Genomic DNA, 17670 nt, shown 5'->3' on the forward strand with positions numbered 1-17670 from the left:
GCTATTTCAGCAGCTTCCGCGCCAGCTTGACCTTGCTGCCGTAGGGCGGGTAGACAATGCCGAGGTCAAGACGGGTGCCTCGCTTAACAATGCTTTTGTGATGTGAGAAGAGGTCGAAGCTGTATTTGCCGTGGTAGCCGCCGATCCCGGAATTCCCGACACCGCCGAACGGCAGCCGGGTGCTGGCTACATGGGAAATGGTATCGTTGATGCAGCCGCCGCCGAAGGACACCTCGGTCATCACCTGTTGCTCCACCTGCTTATCGCGGGTGAACAGATAGAGAGCGAGTGGCTTCGGACGGGCGTTGATGCTCTGGATGGCCTCCTCCAGCCGGGTATACTCCATAATCGGCAGCACAGGCCCGAAGATCTCATCCTCCATGGAAGCGTCACTCCAGGCCGCCGGATAGATCAGAGACGGCTCGATATATAGCTCCCCGGGAATGACCGTCCCGCCCAGAATCAGCTTATCGCGGTCCCGCTCCAGAATCTCCCCGATCCGCCGCAGCTGGCGTTCATTCACGATTCGTCCGTAGTCTGTGTTCTGCCGGATGTCTGTGCCATAGAAATCAGTGACGCAGCGCTTCATCCGCTCAATCAGCTCGGCTGCTACCTCCCTATGGACCAGCAGATAATCAGGCGCAATACAGGTCTGTCCCACATTGATCAGCTTCCCCCAGACAATCCGCTTCGCTGCAGTCTCCAGGTCGGCGCTCCGGTCTACGATTACTGGGCTTTTGCCGCCCAGCTCAAGGGTGACGGGTACCAGGTTCTTCGCCGCCGCTTCCATGACAATTCTGCCGACAGGCACACTCCCGGTGAAAAAAATATAATCGAACGCCGCATGAATCAGCAGATTCGTCGTTTCCTTCTCGCCCTGTACTACCCGGATATAGGCGGGATCAAAGGTCTCCCGGATCATGTCCTCAATGACAGCGGAGGTAGCGGGGGTGCTCTCGGAGGGCTTCAGTACGGCGCAGTTCCCGGCGGCAATGGCGCCGATTAACGGCTCAATCAGCAGCTGGAACGGGTAGTTGAACGGCCCGATAATTAGCACCGTCCCGTAAGGCTCGGCTATGATTCTGCTCCGTGCCGGGAACAGGTGCAGCGGTGAGCCTACCTTCACCGGCTTCATCCAGCGCCGTAGATGCTTCATCATATAGCCGATGCTGTCGAGCGTGAATCCGATCTCTGTGGCGTAAGCCTCGAATTCGCTTTTATGCAGATCCTGGTTCAGTGCAGCGATAATCCGGGCTTCATTGCGTGAGATGGCATCCTTCAGCTTCTGAAGCTGCTCCAGCCGGAAGCCGGGGGTTCTCGTGACTCCGCTGGCGAACCATTGTCTATGCTCAGCCAGCAGCCGGTCGATCTGTTGTGCAGTGTATGGTGGCATGCTTGTATCCTCCTTGGTTATTTGCGGTTCCTATAGATTGCCTGCCGAAGAGGGCAGAGTCTGGATGTAATCATGCATCCGGCTCCGGTTCAGCAGGGTGATTTCATTGCCCTTGAATTCGATCCAGCCCTGGTCGCGCAGGAATCCCAGCTCCCGCGACAAGGAGGGGCGGGCTGTATTCATATGCTCGGCCCATTCCTTCCGGCTGAAGGGGAGCTTCAGCCGATCGGACTCCTGCTGCTCTCCCTGCTCCAGCAGGAAGTCTACGATACGGCGGCGCAGCGGACCGGCGGACAGGTTCTCGATCTTCCGGTTCACGAGCACCAGCCGCTCGGACAGATTCTCGATGAAGCGGGTGAGGATATCGGTGTCGGCCGCGAATAATCTCAGCAGCTCCTGCTTGCTGATGAACATCACCTTGCAGGGGCCAGTGGCTGTGACGGTGGCGGGCACGGTGTTATTCCTGCGGAATAATACAGCTTCGCCTATGGTCTGCCCTTCCTTCAGGTGGGCGATGGTTACACTGCTGCCGGTAGGGTGTGTCTTCTGCACCTCAATGCGGCCGGAGAGCAGAATCCCAAGCCGGTCCGCCGGATCACCCTCTGCCAGAATAATCGCATTCTTATGGTAGGAGCTGACAGCGTAAGCCAGTGTATGCAGCAGCTGTTCGATCTCATCTGCGGACTTTCCGCGAAATAGCAGGCAGGATTGCAGCGAAGCGGGCTCCGGTCTCATACTTTTCCTCCCGATGTGTTGTGATTGGTAACATTCGTTACCGATTGATAGACGAAAGTCTACTACAATTATTGGTAACTGTAAAGGCGAGGCACAGAGCGATTCCATTAATGATAAGGAGTGATCAGGTAATGAGCGAAATGTTTTGTTTCCAGTGTCAGGAGGCAGCTAAGGGGACGGGTTGTACGATTCAGGGGGTGTGCGGCAAGACCAGTGAGGTAGCTAAGCTGCAGGATCTTCTGGTGTATACACTCAAGGGCATCGCCATCTTCGCGCGCAGCGGGCGTGAGCTGGGGATTACTGATCCGGTGACGGAGAAATTTATCATAGAGAGCTTGTTCGCTACGATTACCAATGCTAACTTTGTGCCGGAATATTTCAACGCGAAGGTCCGGGAAGGACTGGCCCTGCGGGATCTGTGGCGCAGCAGAGTGGCTGATGCCGGAGTGATGGCCTATTTGTCGGAGCATGACGCAGCGAACTGGAATGCAGTGACTGATGAAGAGCTGATGGACAAGGCGGCAACCGTCGGTGTGCTTGCTACGGAGCATGAGGATATCCGTTCCTTGCGCGAGCTGCTGACCTATGGCCTGAAGGGAATGGCTGCTTACATGGAGCATGCTGCGGTACTGGGCTTCTATGAAGCAGGAGCACATGCTTTTATGGAGAAAGGCTTGGCTGCAGCACTGGATGACAATCTAAGCGGCGGTGAGCTGACGGCTCTGGTGCTGGAATGCGGCAAGTTCGGCGTGGATGTGATGGCGCTGCTTGACCGTGCGAACACCGCAGCCTACGGCAATCCGGAGATTACCACAGTCAATATTGGGGTAGGCACGAACCCTGGTATTCTGATCAGCGGTCATGACCTCAAGGATATGGAGGCGCTGTTGAAGCAGACCGAGGGTACCGGAGTGGATGTGTATACGCACAGTGAGATGCTGCCGGCCCACTACTATCCGGCCTTCAAGAAGTATAGCCACTTCGTAGGCAACTACGGCAATGCATGGTGGAAGCAGAATGAGGAATTTGCCAGCTTCAATGGTCCGATTCTGATGACTACGAACTGTATTGTGCCGCCGAAGGACAGCTACAAAGACCGGCTGTACACGACAGGCAACACCGGGTATCCGGGAATTCAGCATATCGCGGCAGGCGCGGACGGAGAGAAGGATTTCTCGGCGCTGATTGAGCAGGCCAAGAGCTGCAGCGCTCCGGTGGAGATTGAGACAGGCGAGATTATCGGCGGCTTCGCGCATGCGGCTGTAATGAATGTCGCGGATCAGGTGGTTGGAGCGGTAGAGAGCGGCGCCATCAAGCAATTCTTCGTCATGGCCGGCTGCGACGGGCGGATGAAGAGCCGGAATTATTACACCGACTTCGCAGCAGAGCTGCCGAGTGATACGGTGATCCTGACCGCCGGCTGTGCCAAATACAAATATAACAAGCTGGCGCTTGGCGATATCGGCGGAATTCCCCGCGTGCTTGATGCCGGCCAGTGCAATGACTCCTATTCTCTTGTGGTTATAGCGCTTAAGCTGAAGGAAGTGTTCGGTCTTGCAGACATCAACGATCTTCCGATCTCCTATAACATTGCCTGGTATGAGCAAAAAGCGGTGATTGTACTGCTGGCGCTGCTGCATCTGGGCGTGAAGAACATTCACCTGGGTCCTACACTTCCGGCCTTCCTGTCGCCTAATGTAGCTAAGGTTCTGGTAGATACCTTCGGTATCGGCGGTATTACTACCGTACAGGAAGACATGGAGCGGTTTATTGCTGCGGTATAATACAATACAGCTTCAGCATTAGCCAAAATACACAAAAGCGAGTCTCCGTATAAGGGGGCTCGCTTTTGTATATGGATATGAACGTCACCGTCAGCGCTTACGGCAGCCGGTAGACTGCAAACGGCTCGCTGGTGCGGAAGGCGGCGCTGGCCTGGTCAAGCTGCTCAAGTATTCCCGCATCCGTTGAAGCGGAGAGACTCTGCAGATTATGTTGTACCTGCTCTACTGTAGTTGCACCGACAATCACCGTGGAGACGGCGGGCCGGTTCATCAGCCAGGCCAGGGATAGAGCTGCAGGTGAGGTGCCCAGTCCCTCCGCAATGGCCTGAACCTGCTCCCCGAGCGAGATGCGCTCCGGGGTAAGGAAGCGGCGGAAGTTCGGATCGGTCTCTGCTCTGGAGCCGGCAGGGGCTTTGCTGCTGCCAGTATATTTGCCGGTAAGAATGCCGCCCGCCAGAGGGAAGTATGGGATGATGCCCAGACCCTGATCCAGGCAGAGCGGAAGCAGCTCCGCTTCGGGCGTGCGGTCAGCCAGCGAATAGCTGCACTGGATAGAGATGTATTTCGCGAAGTGCCGGGCTTCGCTGATTCCAAGCGCCTTCATCAGCTCCCAGGCGGCATAATTGGAGGCTCCGATATAGCGCACCTTGCCTGCGGAGATCAGATCATCCAGCGTACGCAGCGTTTCCTCCAGCGGTGTGTAGGGATCGAAGGTGTGAATCTGATACAGATCCACATAGTCGGTCTTCAGCCGGCGCAGGCTGCCCTCCAGCTCCTGCATCAGATGATGGCGCGAAGAGCCGCTGCCACCGGGTCCCTCATGCTTCGGCAATCCGGCTTTGGTCGCCAGCACTGCGTTATGGCGTTTGCCTTCAAGCGCAAGGCCGATGATCCGCTCCGATTCAGATCCGGCATAGATATTGGCGGTATCGATGAAATTGATGCCCTGATCCATAGCGGTGTGCAGAATGCGGACCGAGGTCTCCTGATCTGCCCGTTTGCCGAAGGAATTGGTTCCAAGACCCAGGGCGGACACCTGCAGGCCGCTATTGCCCAGACGGTTATATCGCATGTTCTAACTTCTCCTCATCTAGTAGTAGTCTTAGCAGGAATCACGCACAAGCAGCTTGCCGCCGGACTCCAGGCGGCTGTCCTGTGACCGGGCGAGATTAATCACCGCATGCTCCTCCTGGAGCAGCTCAATCTCCTCACCCAGCTTAAGCAGCAGCCTGGAGAAGCGGCTTAGTACACTGTCAGTAATGTACCCGGTGAATTGTCCCGGATGGGCGAATACCTCAAGCATCTGCCAGAGCTGGTCCGTGCCGGAGCCGAACGCCCCGTTCATACGGCTTAGCGCAGCTTGAAGATCACGGATCAGGCTGCCCAAGTGGCTGTATTTATCCTCCAGCAGCAGCATGACTACCAGGCCGTAATTCACGGATTGCTGGCGGGATTCCACATTCTTGGCCAGCTGGCGCGCTGCCTCAAGCAGTCCGTCCGTCTCTGTCCGCAGCAGGCATGCGAGGCTGTGCAGACGATGCTGCATTACCCCGGCGTGTCCGGCGTACAGGCCGCTGCCGGTGACCTGGCCGCTAACGTAAATACTGCCGGTGGCTATAATTGTAGATTGGCGGATATCGCCATAGACGTACACATTCCCGAGGGCTTCAATTCGTACAGGTCCTTCCAGATCTCCCGGTACAATGATGTCACCTGCGAACATAACATCGCCCGCAGGATCTGTCATCTCTCTGGCCAGAAGACTGACCGGAGGGAAGTCACATATCCGGACGCTGCCGTTTCCTCCGCAGATGCGGGGTCTGCCGGTATGCCGGGCCACGATATTACCACAGGGAAGGAGCTTGGCATGATTACCGGCAGCAAAGTAGATATCCTGCGGCGGGGGAGGGGGCAGGACCCTTCCGTCTGTGTCGAGGCCGGGAATGCCTTCTTCCGGCGGCAGCTTGCGGGCGAAGACTTCGCCTGCAAAGGCAAAGGGGGCTCCCGGGAAACGGAGATACTCCAAGGGTTCCGCAGGCTTCTGACCCCGGGCTCCCTGTCCCTGAAGCATCCGGTTCCCCTCCAGTGTATGCTCAGGCAGCAGGAATTCCAGCCGGGCTTCCTTGCCGGGCAGCGGGGATCTGCCTTCAGCGATGCATACGGGAAGATATGTAGGGTTCTCCAGCTCCGCGTACAGGGCGGGAATGTTCAGGTTGCGCAGAATAAAACGGTTGTCCAGTGAGGCGATAATCTGTTCTATGGTGAGCGTGGACAGCAGCATCGCCGGATTGGGCTGGGCACGGACGACCGCTTCGAAGGCGGCGGGGCAGTTGACCAGATTCCAGGCGTACTTCTCTGCACGGTATAAAGTGAAGTGGACCTTGAGCTTGTCAGGCGATACGGTAATTTCATATTGCGGCTTCTCACAGATCTCCCAAGTGATATAATCCGCTCTGGTCACCTCAGTTGGCTCTGTAACGGTCTTCCAGTTGATCTTCAGGACAACAGGGTGGACCGCAGAAATGCGGGCGGGAGCACCTCCGGGGAGCGGGGGAGTAATGAATATCTGGTTGTCCTGCACGAGGATAATTCCATTCTTATCTCCAGTTGTCCCGTCAGAAGCTCGGCCCTCCACAGAGAATGAATCCAGGAGACCTTTACGTTCGAGCATCAGGGACTCTACGAATTCATATCGGCTTGGTTCGATATCCTGCTGCGGCATGGTTGTAACCTCACTTTTTCGTATGATCAATGGCAATTCGTACAGAAAAAGAACATCATCAAGCCTGGGAGGCTTCCCCTCCTGAGCAGCTGGCTTAAGTGGTCTCTATTGGCAGCCTGGCAACCGTAAACGCAGATTCCGGCGTTCTTAGGCCCATAGCTTTGCGTCCTGCCCTTTCGGGGAGTTTGCCTTTAGAAATAGATCAATGACATACATCCTGTAGAGGTGGGGAGTTATGGTCGACTGTAATCGACAAAAAGAGTCATAAATAGTTCTTACGCGTCATTAACTTCTGCAAACAAGCTTAATTCTAGTACTTAAAGAGCTATTTTTCAACTATATTATGCCTATTTATCAAAAAACTCGAAATATGCAGCTCTATTTCGACAAAAAAACTGGTTTCCCAGCACTTACAGCTTATGGAAGAGGCAGAGGGAGGAAAGTGTGAGCATTCAACTGTTGGGACACCCTGGGCTTGGTAAGACTCGGAGTGTTCTTTTTTGATAAGCGGTATTGCGAGTGATGATGTTATGTATGCGTTAACTATGTAAATAAACACAAACATTCAGTATATTATTTCGTAATAAAACCGAAGACATCGCAAATTCATTGTAATATAATCTAACTCATACCAAGGAAACGCGAATTAATGTTAACTAATATAACATTAATAGAGATAGCGACATCAGGAGAGGAGCATAAACTATGCAGATTGCAGCAACACCTTACATCTGGCCTTATGACGGGGCTGTGGACCCGGCGAAGACAGCGCTGATGATTATCGACATGCAGACGGATTTTTGCGGCAAGGGCGGTTACGTCGAGAGAATGGGTTATGACCTCTCATTAACAGCTAGGGCGATTCAGCCCATTCAGCGGCTGCTGGCACGTATCCGGGAGATTGAAGGCTTCACCGTGATCCATACCCGCGAGGGGCATAAGCCGGATCTGTCGGATCTGCCCGCGAACAAGCGGTGGCGCAGCCGCCAGATCGGGGCCGAGATCGGCTCCGAAGGACCGGCGGGACGAATCCTCGTGCGGGGGGAGCGCGGCTGGCAGATCATTGAGGAGCTGGCGCCTGCCCACGGAGAGTACATTATAGACAAGCCTGGCAAAGGCAGCTTTTATGCAACGGACCTGGACCTGATCCTGAAGAATAAAGGAATTACCCATCTGATTCTGACCGGTATTACTACCGATGTCTGTGTACACACCACGATGCGGGAGGCCAATGACCGTGGGTACGAGTGTCTGATCCTTGCGGATTGCACGGGAGCGACGGATGAAGCGAATCACCTGGCGGCGCTGAGTATGGTTCAAATGCAGGGCGGGGTGTTCGGCAGTGTAAGTGATTCACAAGCGGTGCTGCGTGCGCTGGAGCAATACTAAATCATTCATAACGGGGGAATAACTATGTGGAACAAGTCCAGAACGAAAGCGCTGATGCTGTTAACCTCGCTAATGCTGCTCCTGACTGCCTGCGGTAACAATACGGAAGCCGGTAAGGCCGAAGGCCAGGGAGCGGAAGGCTCGGGCGAGCTGAAGAAAGTAGTGCTCCGGCTGAAGTGGATTCACCAGGCGCAGTTTGCCGGCTTTTATACCGCGGTGGAAAAAGGCTTCTATAAAGAAGCGGGGCTGGATGTTGAGATCCGCCCGGGGGGCTCGGATTTCCCGGCTGTGCAGATGGTGGCTTCCGGCAGTGAGGAGTTCGGAGTTACGGGTGCCGACCAGGTTGTCATCGCCAGAGAGAAAGGCGTTCCGGTCAAAGCGTTGTCTGCGATCTACCGCAAAACCCCGTTCGTCATGTTCACGCTCAAGGAGTCCGGGATCCAGACGATGGAGGATCTTGTCGGGCAAAAGGTAGGCATCAAGCTGGGCGGCAACGAAGAGCTGACCTTCCGGGCCATGGAGAGAAGCGCGGGTATCGACCCTTCGCAAATCGAAGAGATGCCGGTCAAATACGATCTGAGTCCGCTGTTGACCGGTCAGGTCAAGGCCTGGCCCGGCTATGTCATTAATGAAGTGCTGGCTGTAGAGGAGCAGGGCAAGGAAGTAAATATTATCGACCCGAACGACTATGGCATCAATTTCTATGCCGATACCTTGTTCACTACGGAGTCTATCATCAAGAAGGACCCGGAGATGGTCGCCAGCTTCGTACAGGCCTCTATGCAGGGCTGGGATTATGCAGTAAAGCATCCGGAGGAGGCGGCGGAATTCGGACTGAAGTATGGCGAGAAGCTGGATCTGAAGCATGAGGTCAATATGATGAAGGCCAGCATTCCGCTGCTAGATCCGGAAAAGCTCCCGCTGGGCTCAATGGACGAGGCGTCCTGGGAGACACTGCAGAAGAATCTGGTCGAGCTGGGCTTTGTGAAAAAGGAACAGGACACCGGCGGATTGTTCACCAACGAGTTTTTGAAATAAGGAGGGACCCGATAATGACAACAGCGATCAAAGCACAGCTGGATGCTGCCGCCGCGCGGCATCCCGGTACCCGGGAAACCATGCTCTCCCTGCGCAATTGCTCTCTTTCTTTCGGCAACGTGCCTGTGCTGGATAAGGTCAGCCTTGATGTATACCGCAATGAGTTCATTTCGATTCTTGGACCAAGCGGCTGCGGGAAATCCACAACACTCCGCTTGATGCTGCGGCTGTTAAGCCCGGAGGCCGGTGGAGAGGTGGCGTATGCTTCACCTGATCTGTCCCTGGGCATGGTCTTCCAGAAGCCTGTCCTGATGCCGTGGCTCAGCGCGCTGCAGAATGTAATGTTGCCGCTTGAGCTAGGCGAGAAGAAGAAGTTCAGCAAAGCCGAGGCACGTGAAAAAGCAGAAAGTGCCCTGCGCCTGGTCGGCCTCCAGGATTATCTGAACCACTTCCCGCATCAGCTCAGCGGCGGGATGCAGCAGCGGGCAGCGATTGCCCGGGCCCTGGCGGCCGATCCGACGGTGCTGCTGATGGACGAACCGTTCGGCGCGCTGGATGAGCTGACACGCGAGAAGCTGAATTTTGAGCTGCTGCGGCTGTGGGAGAGCCCGGAGACCAGTCTAAGCAGTATTGTGATGGTCACTCACTCGATCCATGAATCCGCGCTGCTGTCGGACCGGGTCGTGATGATGTCTCCCCGGCCTGCCGGTGTGACGGATATCATTCCGGTGACGCTGCCCTCCCCGCGTGAGGCGGGCATGGAGGAGCTGCCGGAATTCCACCGGATTGTCAAGGAACTGAGAAAGCGGGTGAAGCATCTATGACGGTCAAAATCAAAGATACCCTGTACCCGGTCGCGTTTGCGCTTGGCTTCCTGCTTCTCTGGGAGCTGGCGGTACGTCTCCTGTCGGTTCCTATGTATCTTCTTCCTGCGCCTACGCAGGTAGTCTCGGCTATCAATGGCTCGCTGTGGTCGCATACGCTGGTTACGCTGGGCGAAGCGCTGACCGGGTTCATTCTCGCCAATATCCTCGGCCTGGCTACCGCAGTGATTTTTGTTCATTCCAAGCCGATTGAGAAAGGGATGTTCCCGCTGGCCATCGCCCTTAAGACTACGCCGCTGGTGGCGCTGGCCCCGCTGCTGGTCGTCTGGCTGGGGACCGGGTATACCTCGAAGGTAATCGCTTCGATGCTGATCTGTTTTTTCCCGATTCTGGTGAACAGTGTCAAGGGGCTTAAGGCCATTGAATACGAAGCCTGGGAGCTGTTCTCCACCTACAAAGGGACGAAGAGCGAAATCTTTTGGAAGCTGCGTCTGCCGACGAGTCTGCCTTATATCTTCTCTGCCCTCAAAATCTCCACCTCGCTCGCCATAGTGGGTGCCATAGTCGGCGAATTTGTCGGAGCGAATAAGGGACTGGGTTATGTGGTGCTTGTCTCTTCCTATCATATGGATACGCCGGTGATGTTCTCGGCCATTATTGCTTCGGCGCTGTGCGGCCTGCTGCTGTTCTGGTGTATCGGGCTGCTGGAGAAACGGGTTATTTTCTGGACAAGGAGCGATGATCTATGATGAACTGCTCGGTCATTCGAATCCCGGCAGGCGCGCCGCATGATATGTCGGGATTAAGCGCAGCGGTGGAAGCAGGCCTGTTCCGGCCGGAGGAAGTGGTCGCGGTGCTGGGGAAGACGGAGGGAAACGGCTGTGTGAATGATTTTACACGGGGTTATGCTGTGATGGCCCTGAAAGGCTTCTTCGCTGAAGCGGCAAAAGGAGGAGCTGCCGACATCTCTTATGTGATGTCCGGCGGTACGGAAGGGGTGCTCAGCCCGCACTTCACGGTCATCAGCCGCAGCGGACAGGGGGAGCCGGGGGTGGCCGCTGATGGCCTGAAGTCACTCGCCATTGGTGTGGCAAGAACCCGGAGCTTCCGGCCGGAGGAACTGGGACGGCTGCCTCAGGTGGACGAAGTGGCTGATGCCGTGGCCCGGGCAGTCATGGATGCAGGCATCACCTCACCGGAGGATGTGCATTTTGTACAGATCAAATGTCCGCTGCTTACCGCTGAGCAGATCTATGAGGCACACAGCCGTGAGGGTTCGCTCGTCACAGAGGATACTTATAAATCGATGGGCTATTCCAGAGGAGCTTCTGCACTGGGTGCCGGGGTCGCGCTGGGTGAGGTGGATCGTGCGTCTCTACAGGAGGAAGATATCTGCACGGACTGGACTCAATTCAGCGCGGTAGCCTCCACTTCGGCGGGCAGTGAGCTGTCCTGCTGCGAAGTGATTGTGTTCGGGAACTCGCTGTCTGCGGACGGCCCGTACCACATCGACCATGCCGTGATGCAGGATGCTGTGGATGGCGCTGCGCTTCAGGGCCTGCTGGACCGTTATCCCGGTGAAGAGCTGGTGCAGGTGCTGGCCAAGGCTGAAGCCGATCCCGATGGCCTCATCCGCGGACGCCGCCATATCATGCTGGATGACTCGGATATCAATCATACCCGCCATGCGCGGGCTGTAGTCGGCGGTGTGCTGGCCTATGTCGGCGGCGATCCGATGATCTACGTCTCCGGCGGAGGCGAGCATCAGGGGCCGAAGGGCGGAGGACCGGTGGCGGCTGTGTTCCGCCGCAGGTAGCAGAGCTATATAGATTGAACTAAAAATTTAAGTTAAAGGAAAATTTTATCTATCATGGGGGAATCGAATATGCATACACAGGAAACGAAAGTGCTGGCAGCAGCAGATATGACATGGGAGCTTATGCCGAATCACATAGAGCTGTATCACCGGGAGATTGTCTCGGCAACGGAGGCGGACCGCCTGGGCATCCGCATGAGCTCGATTCTGTGGGAGAAGCTGGGGATCGGCGGCCAAGTCTTGCCGCATTATCATGATGTAGTCGAAATCATTCATATTACCGTAGGAGAGGTCAAGCTGCTATGTGACGGGGAGTGGTACAGCTACCGGGCCGGAGATACGTTCCATGTGCCTGCGGGCGTAGTCCATTCTGTCAGGAATACAGGGGATGCTCCTTCGGAGCAGATCAGTATTTTTGTACCGGCGGAGGCGGAGGTGCCGCCTAACAGCTTTTTCGGCACTACACTAATCGAGGATATCTATTCTTCCAAGCTATAGTAAAGGCGGCGGAGCCATGGGCAGCAATGTAATTACCGGTTTGACCTGCAGCGATATTCTGCTGATTCCCGACCTGAAGGAAGCGGCCCTGCTGGCCGGAGCCGGGGGCCTTGGGCGTTATATTAACCGTGTCAATGTAATGGAGGTTCCCGATGTCATTGACTGGGTGCGTCCGGGGGAGTTCCTGATTACGAGCGGCTTCCCCTTTCATAACCGGCCGGAGCTGATCGCAGAGATTATTCCCCAGCTGAACCAGAAGGGGGTGTCCGCGCTCGGGATCAAAACCAAACGTTATATCGATGAGATTCCGCCGAGGGCGCTGGAACTCGCGGATCAGCTGGGCTTCCCGATCTTCGAGCTGCCCGCCTCCACCTCCTTCTCCGATGTGGTCCGCGACATTATGGAGCGGGTGCTGGTGCAGGAGGCGCGGGAGCTCTCGCAGCTGCAGAGCCGGTTCCAGAAGCTGTCGAAGCAGCTTCTCCATGGCGACGGGATTGAGGATTTCCTGCTGACTCTGGACGGGATGCTGCATAATCCGGTCGTCCTGCTGGATGATACCGATCAGGTCTTCTGTTCTCCGCAGGCGGAAGCGCTAGAGCTAGAGGAGCAGCTTCCGGCCTGGATACAGCTTCGCCAGGAAGGCAGCCTCGGCATTACATTCCTCACAGTTGGAGAACGGCGTATCCGAGCTTATGTCTCGGCTGTCAATGACAAGGGAGCAGACCAGTGTCTGCTGGTGCTGCTGGAGTGGAACAGCGAGCTGTCGGTAGTGGATCAGTTAACGATTGACCGGGTCGGTGTACTGGTCGGACTGGAGATGATTAATGCCGGGGCCCGCCGCGAGGTGGAGCTGAAGTATGTGGACCAGTTCCTGCAGGACTGGATCAGCGGCCGGATTGCCGCTGCCGAGGATCTGAAGCTGCGTGGCGCAGCCTGCGGCTGCCCGCTCCCGGAGCGTCCGCTGCGTGCTGTAACCGCCGGATGGCTGGAGGATAAGCCGGAGCTTAAGCAGCTGCAGCAGGTAGTGAAGCGGGTACGTGCCCGGGCAGACCTTCAGCATGTGAAGCTCACCATCCTTGAAGGGGAACTGGTGCTGACCGTGCCGGAGCAGCCGGAGCTTCCGCTGGAGGAGACGCTGGGTCGTCTGCTGGCCGAGATGAACCGGGTGTTTGTCAGCGGGAGCTGCGCCTTCTGTATTGGCGATCTTGCGGACGGCCCTGATCAGGTGCGGTTCAGCTATGAATCCTCCCGCAAAATCGCCCGCATCCGCCAAATCAGCGGCTACAGCGGGTCTTATGTCGATTACCGGAAGCTGGGTGTCTTCCGGCTGCTGTACCATCTGCCCGAGCTGGAGGAGATCACCGAGTACAGGGATCAGTATATTGCTCCGCTGCTGGAGTACGACCGCAAGCATAATGCTTCCCTGCTACAGACGCTCCAACTGTATTTCAAGTGCAACCGCAACGTCAAGCGGACCTCCGGCGAGCTGTTCACACATTATAATACGGTCACCTACCGGATCGACCGGGCCTGTGAGCTGCTGGGATTAAGCCAGGATGACGGTGACGATATGCTGGAGCTGCAGCTTGCGCTGAAGCTGCATGAGATGGGCAAGGGCCGCAGGTCCGGTACCGATACGCAGAGAAGGAGATGAAGCCTGATGACAGCAACAACAGAATGGCCCGCGAAGCTGACTGCCGGTTGGCTGCGGGGTCAGTATTTGAACGGCGCACTGACCCCGGAGGAGGTTATCCGGGAGATCATCCGCCGCGCTGCGCGGGACAAGGACATGAACATCTGGATTGAACCGCCCGCCGAGGCGCAGATCAGCCCCTTCCTGGAAGCGCTCCGAGAGCTGAATCCGCAGGAGCATCCCTTGTGGGGCATTCCGTTCGCGGTGAAGGATAACATCGATGTGAAGGGGTTGCCCACGACGGCGGCATGTCCTGAATTCGCTTATCAGCCGGAAGCCGACGCAGCGGTTGTGGCGAGATTGGTGGCTGCGGGGGCGATCCCTGTCGGCAAAAGCAATCTGGACCAGTTCGCCACCGGACTCGTCGGTGTGCGCAGCCCTTACGGTGAGACGCATAATGCCCTGTGTCCCGAATACATCAGCGGCGGCTCCAGCGCCGGTTCGGCGGTTGCCGTGGCCCGGGGCCAGGCGGTATTCAGCCTGGGCACTGATACCGCCGGCTCGGGCCGTGTGCCGGCCGCACTGCCGGCTCGGGCCGTGTGCCGGCCGCACTGAACGGGCTGGTCGGCTACAAGCCCAGCCTGGGCGCCTGGCCGGTGCGCGGCGTAGTGCCGGCGTGTGCCAGCCTGGATTGTGTCACCGTATTCGCGCACAATCTGGAGGATGCACTCACGGTGGACCGCGCAGCACGCGGCTTCGAGGCAGCCGATCCGTGGTCGCGCTGCGTGAAGCGGGAGGCTGCCGCTCTGCCCGGGAAGCTGCTGCTGCCGGAAGCGCCGCTGGACTTCTATGGACCCCATGCGGACGAATACCGCCGGGCCTGGGAACGGGCCGAAGCGGCGGTGCAGGAGCTGGGGCTGCCGGTTGAACGGGTGGACTGTACGCTGTTCTCCGAAGCGGCAGCCATCCTGTACGATGGCCCCTGGGTAGCCGAACGCTGGGCGGATCTGGCCGGATTCGTAGAGAGTCACCGTGAAGCAGTGCTGCCGGTAACGGAGTCGATTCTCTCCTCCGGGGCCGCGGAGCGCCACACTGCTTCGAGCCTGTTCCAGGCCATGCACCGCTTGCAGCAGTATAAGCGGGAAGCGGAGCTGCTGCTGCGGGATGCGGTGCTGGTCCTGCCGACCTGCGGCGGAACCTGGACCCGGGAGCAGTTGGCGGCGAACCCGGTAGGGGCCAACTCCGATATGGGCCGCTACACCAATCACTGCAACCTGCTCGACTTGTCAGCGGTGGCGGTCCCTGCCGGGGAAGCGGCGGAGAACCTGCCGTTCGGCATTACGTTGTTCGCTCTGGCGGACAGCGAGCATCTGCTTGCCGGAGCCGGGGCGCGGCTTCTGGTGGAGGGGGATGGTGGCGGTGAGAGTGCGGGGAGTTCTGCTGGGGCTGAGGTCCAACTTCTGGCAGAGCGCCAACCGATGGAGTCGGAAGATGGTGTGGATGCTAGTGGTGCAGGTGGTACATCTGATGCTGCTGGGACTGACGTTGATGAGACTGGAGGTACTGGCGCTGCTACCGGTGACGAATCACCATCGTCCGGCATGGTTACCCTGGCGGTCTGCGGGCTGCATATGCGCGGCTTCCCGCTGGAGAAGCAGATGCTGGAGCATGGCGCGCACTTCTGGCAGGAGGCGCTGACCGCTGCCTGTTATGAGCTGGTCAAGCTCCCTACCGTGCCGGCGAAGCCGGGCCTGCTGAGACAGGCGGCAGGGGGAAGCGCAATCGAGCTGGAGCTGTGGCAGATGCCGGTGGAAGCGCTGGGTGCGTTCGCTGCGCTTATCCCGGCCCCGCTGGGTCTCGGGCGGGTGGTCCTCGCGGATGGGCGCGAAGTGACGGGCTTCATCTGCGAAGGCTATGCCGCCGCCGGAGCTGAGAACGTTACGGCCTACGGGGGCTGGAGATACCTGCCTGCTGAATAAATACCGCTTTCAGCGTGCAGCTCTGCGTACCGATTAACTGCTGCTTTCGGCGTTCACCTCTGCGTGCGTTATACTAAGGTGGAATTTGTGTATCCCATTTCGTGTCACCGGGATACATGTAGTAATTAGTTGGATTTTCTCCATTTGCTGCTGGTGGAATACCTCCTATGGGAACAGCAGATGGATAAACAACACTTATTTTGCTCGCTTTTAAGGGATTCCATAGAATTCGGCGGATTAGATGTACTTTTTCCAACCGCTTCAGTCAAATCGGTTAGGTTGGCTGAATTAAGTGCCTTTTTTCCAACTGTTACTTTACGTGCTGCCGCCCGTCTATGCCACCCAGGCTACTCAAGCGAACCAAGCTACTCAAGCCATCCGAGCTACTTTACCCGCGCGCACCCCATCCTACCAGCAAGGTACATCAACTGCAACGCTCTGCATCAAGACGGCAACCGCTTCTGTGGGAAGCTTGAGAGTCGGATGGGTGCGGAGTGACTGACCTGGATAGAATACAAAAAAAAGGACTCTCCCAAGCTTATAGCTTGTGGAAGAGTCCTTTTTGTATGAATTGGATGGCGCGTGCAGGCTGTGCCTTGACATGCTGTGGTACGGTGGAAAGGGCCGCATAATCGGCGCGTTCGATTTCTTCAAGAATCCGGTTCAGGTGGGAGAACACCGCACCGAGATCACGGAAGGCCGCGAGCGGGCACTGATCCTGCAGCTCCGAGAACCAGGCGAGCTGCACATCGCGGGCTCTTCTCAGACTCTCGGGGAGTGACCGTCCGCTGCATTCGGCATCCGATAGCGTCCGTGTGCCGTACAGGGCGATACAGTCTGCCGTTGCGGTTACAACCTCCAGCATCCAGTCGGCTGCGGCATAATGGGCCGGCAGCAGGGCGATCTCTTCGCTTATGGCTTTGACATAGGAGTGGACCTTGATGAGATGGGTGGTCGTCTGTGTCAGCTTGCCAATGTCCTTACGGCACTGGTAATGAGACAGCGTGTAATGCATCTCCTTCTGCAGCCGGTCGCTCTTCTTCAGCAGCTCGCCGGAGCTCTCAAGAGCAGCCTTGGCCTGTGCGGCATCCCGGCCGCTTGCAGCGAATCCGGTTAAGGCGTCGGATAAGGTCAGGCTGCCCTTCAGTGCCAGGTCCTTGACCTTGACGAAGCTCTTGGGCGGCACGATAATCATATTGATGATGAGGGCAATCAGCACGCCGATCAGCGTCTCGGCGACTCTCCAGACGATATATTGGTCATGATAGAAGGTAAGTGCGAGAACCGAGGTGACGCCGACCTGCGAGACGGCCTGGATATTGATCCGGCAGGCTGTAGCCACCCCAATGCCGATCAGCAGCATCAGCAGAATCGACAGCGCACCCACATCGAAGAATTTGCCTACGATCAGGCTGACGATGCCGCCAAGGACCACGCCGGTCATGCGGTAGACGCCTTTTTCGAGGGAGGCCTTGACACTGCTCTGGGTAATCAGAATCGCCGCCAGCGGCGCGAAGTACAGGTAATGGTCCCCGTAGATAATGTGCACAGCCAGCCACGAGAGCGAAGCGGCGAGCGTAATCCGTATCATATATAAGGATAATCCGAACTTTTCAAGGCGCTCCTGTAAGCCCTCGTTCATGTTTGTCATCTTCTTTCATGTAAATAGGAAAAATTTTATGGTTTTCATCCGTTTTCATTATAGCACCTCAAAACAGGCGGGAGGCGGGCAAGATTTTACGAACTTGTTAAGTTTTTGTGCGCGATTTCACAATGTAAGCTATCGCATATATTGCAGGATTCATTTATGCTATATATATTGAAGTCTGTCGAACCAAGGCAGGAATTGTCGCTTATCC

13 protein-coding genes, 1 pseudogene and 1 riboswitch are annotated in these 17670 nt (G+C 56.8%); of the genes and pseudogenes, 9 read left to right on the plus strand and 5 right to left on the minus strand.

Features of this window, described 5'->3' with window-relative positions; genetic code table 11:
- Position 1: 1 nt before the first annotated feature.
- Together MHH78_RS04295 and MHH78_RS04300 are read right to left on the minus strand one after the other, a co-directional pair.
- Positions 2-1393 carry an aldehyde dehydrogenase gene (locus MHH78_RS04295; protein WP_341166694.1) on the minus strand — a complete coding sequence of 464 codons (1392 nt, stop codon included), beginning with the start codon at positions 1391-1393 and terminating at the stop codon, positions 2-4.
- Between the two features lie 30 nt (positions 1394-1423).
- Positions 1424-2128 (minus strand): Crp/Fnr family transcriptional regulator, encoded by a 705-nt coding sequence (locus tag MHH78_RS04300; RefSeq protein WP_036728116.1) that lies wholly within the window; start codon positions 2126-2128, stop codon positions 1424-1426.
- A gap of 131 nt (positions 2129-2259) precedes the next feature.
- On the opposite strand from MHH78_RS04300, the gene hcp reads away from it, so the two are divergent.
- Positions 2260-3912, plus strand: a complete 1653-nt coding sequence (hcp, locus tag MHH78_RS04305) for a hydroxylamine reductase (protein WP_155991602.1) — start codon at positions 2260-2262, stop codon at positions 3910-3912.
- A 97-nt stretch (positions 3913-4009) separates the two neighbouring features.
- Here hcp and MHH78_RS04310 read toward each other — a convergent pair whose 3' ends face one another.
- The gene (locus tag MHH78_RS04310; protein WP_339311958.1) at positions 4010-4984 is read right to left on the minus strand and encodes an aldo/keto reductase; all 975 of its coding nucleotides are present in this window, start codon (positions 4982-4984) and stop codon (positions 4010-4012) included.
- 30 nt (positions 4985-5014) lie between these two features.
- Positions 5015-6634, minus strand: coding sequence for a flagellar assembly protein A (locus tag MHH78_RS04315; protein WP_341166695.1), 1620 nt, complete (start codon positions 6632-6634; stop codon positions 5015-5017).
- 107 nt (positions 6635-6741) lie between these two features.
- Positions 6742-6834: riboswitch (cyclic di-GMP riboswitch) on the minus strand.
- Positions 6835-7339: 505 nt separating this feature from the next.
- Between MHH78_RS04315 and biuH the strand changes: the two genes are divergently transcribed.
- From biuH to atzF, 8 genes and pseudogenes are all read left to right on the plus strand, one after another.
- A complete protein-coding gene (biuH, locus tag MHH78_RS04320; RefSeq protein ID WP_340751069.1) occupies positions 7340-8023 on the plus strand; it encodes a biuret amidohydrolase in 684 nt (227 codons plus the stop codon).
- 24 nt (positions 8024-8047) lie between these two features.
- The gene (locus tag MHH78_RS04325) at positions 8048-9061 is read left to right on the plus strand and encodes an ABC transporter substrate-binding protein (protein ID WP_341166696.1); all 1014 of its coding nucleotides are present in this window, start codon (positions 8048-8050) and stop codon (positions 9059-9061) included.
- 14 nt (positions 9062-9075) lie between these two features.
- The gene (locus tag MHH78_RS04330) at positions 9076-9885 is read left to right on the plus strand and encodes an ABC transporter ATP-binding protein (RefSeq protein WP_341166697.1); all 810 of its coding nucleotides are present in this window, start codon (positions 9076-9078) and stop codon (positions 9883-9885) included.
- Positions 9882-10634: an ABC transporter permease gene (locus tag MHH78_RS04335; protein ID WP_341166698.1), complete on the plus strand. Its 753-nt coding sequence runs from the start codon at positions 9882-9884 to the stop codon at positions 10632-10634. The genes MHH78_RS04330 and MHH78_RS04335 overlap by 4 nt, the downstream gene beginning before the upstream one ends.
- Positions 10631-11701: a ring-opening amidohydrolase gene (locus MHH78_RS04340; RefSeq protein ID WP_341166699.1), complete on the plus strand. Its 1071-nt coding sequence runs from the start codon at positions 10631-10633 to the stop codon at positions 11699-11701. The genes MHH78_RS04335 and MHH78_RS04340 overlap by 4 nt, the downstream gene beginning before the upstream one ends.
- Before the next feature lie 69 nt (positions 11702-11770).
- Positions 11771-12199, plus strand: coding sequence for a cupin domain-containing protein (locus tag MHH78_RS04345; RefSeq protein ID WP_341166700.1), 429 nt, complete (start codon positions 11771-11773; stop codon positions 12197-12199).
- A 16-nt stretch (positions 12200-12215) separates the two neighbouring features.
- Positions 12216-13853, plus strand: a complete 1638-nt coding sequence (locus MHH78_RS04350) for a PucR family transcriptional regulator (protein ID WP_341166701.1) — start codon at positions 12216-12218, stop codon at positions 13851-13853.
- A gap of 6 nt (positions 13854-13859) precedes the next feature.
- Positions 13860-15811 (plus strand): annotated as a pseudogene (gene atzF, locus MHH78_RS04355) (allophanate hydrolase).
- Positions 15812-16349: 538 nt separating this feature from the next.
- Here atzF and MHH78_RS04360 read toward each other — a convergent pair.
- A complete protein-coding gene (locus MHH78_RS04360; protein WP_051478252.1) occupies positions 16350-17453 on the minus strand; it encodes an FUSC family protein in 1104 nt (367 codons plus the stop codon).
- Positions 17454-17670: the final 217 nt, after the last annotated feature.

It is taken from the genome of Paenibacillus sp. FSL H3-0333, from assembly GCF_038002805.1.
Classification (GTDB): Bacteria; Bacillota; Bacilli; order Paenibacillales; family Paenibacillaceae; genus Paenibacillus_AQ; species Paenibacillus_AQ silagei.

Bases quoted from the DNA above. Each gene is read 5' to 3' on its own strand.
- MHH78_RS04360 (WP_051478252.1), bottom strand. From the start codon at position 17,453: ATGAACGAGGGCTTACAGGAGCGCCTTGAAAAGTTCGGATTATCCTTA.
- MHH78_RS04300 (WP_036728116.1), bottom strand. From the start codon at position 2,128: ATGAGACCGGAGCCCGCTTCGCTGCAATCCTGCCTGCTATTTCGCGGA.
- MHH78_RS04345 (WP_341166700.1), top strand. From the start codon at position 11,771: ATGCATACACAGGAAACGAAAGTGCTGGCAGCAGCAGATATGACATGG.
- MHH78_RS04310 (WP_339311958.1), bottom strand. From the start codon at position 4,984: ATGCGATATAACCGTCTGGGCAATAGCGGCCTGCAGGTGTCCGCCCTG.
- MHH78_RS04315 (WP_341166695.1), bottom strand. From the start codon at position 6,634: ATGCCGCAGCAGGATATCGAACCAAGCCGATATGAATTCGTAGAGTCC.
- MHH78_RS04335 (WP_341166698.1), top strand. From the start codon at position 9,882: ATGACGGTCAAAATCAAAGATACCCTGTACCCGGTCGCGTTTGCGCTT.
- MHH78_RS04325 (WP_341166696.1), top strand. From the start codon at position 8,048: ATGTGGAACAAGTCCAGAACGAAAGCGCTGATGCTGTTAACCTCGCTA.
- hcp (WP_155991602.1), top strand. From the start codon at position 2,260: ATGAGCGAAATGTTTTGTTTCCAGTGTCAGGAGGCAGCTAAGGGGACG.
- biuH (WP_340751069.1), top strand. From the start codon at position 7,340: ATGCAGATTGCAGCAACACCTTACATCTGGCCTTATGACGGGGCTGTG.
- MHH78_RS04350 (WP_341166701.1), top strand. From the start codon at position 12,216: ATGGGCAGCAATGTAATTACCGGTTTGACCTGCAGCGATATTCTGCTG.
- MHH78_RS04330 (WP_341166697.1), top strand. From the start codon at position 9,076: ATGACAACAGCGATCAAAGCACAGCTGGATGCTGCCGCCGCGCGGCAT.
- MHH78_RS04295 (WP_341166694.1), bottom strand. From the start codon at position 1,393: ATGCCACCATACACTGCACAACAGATCGACCGGCTGCTGGCTGAGCAT.
- MHH78_RS04340 (WP_341166699.1), top strand. From the start codon at position 10,631: ATGATGAACTGCTCGGTCATTCGAATCCCGGCAGGCGCGCCGCATGAT.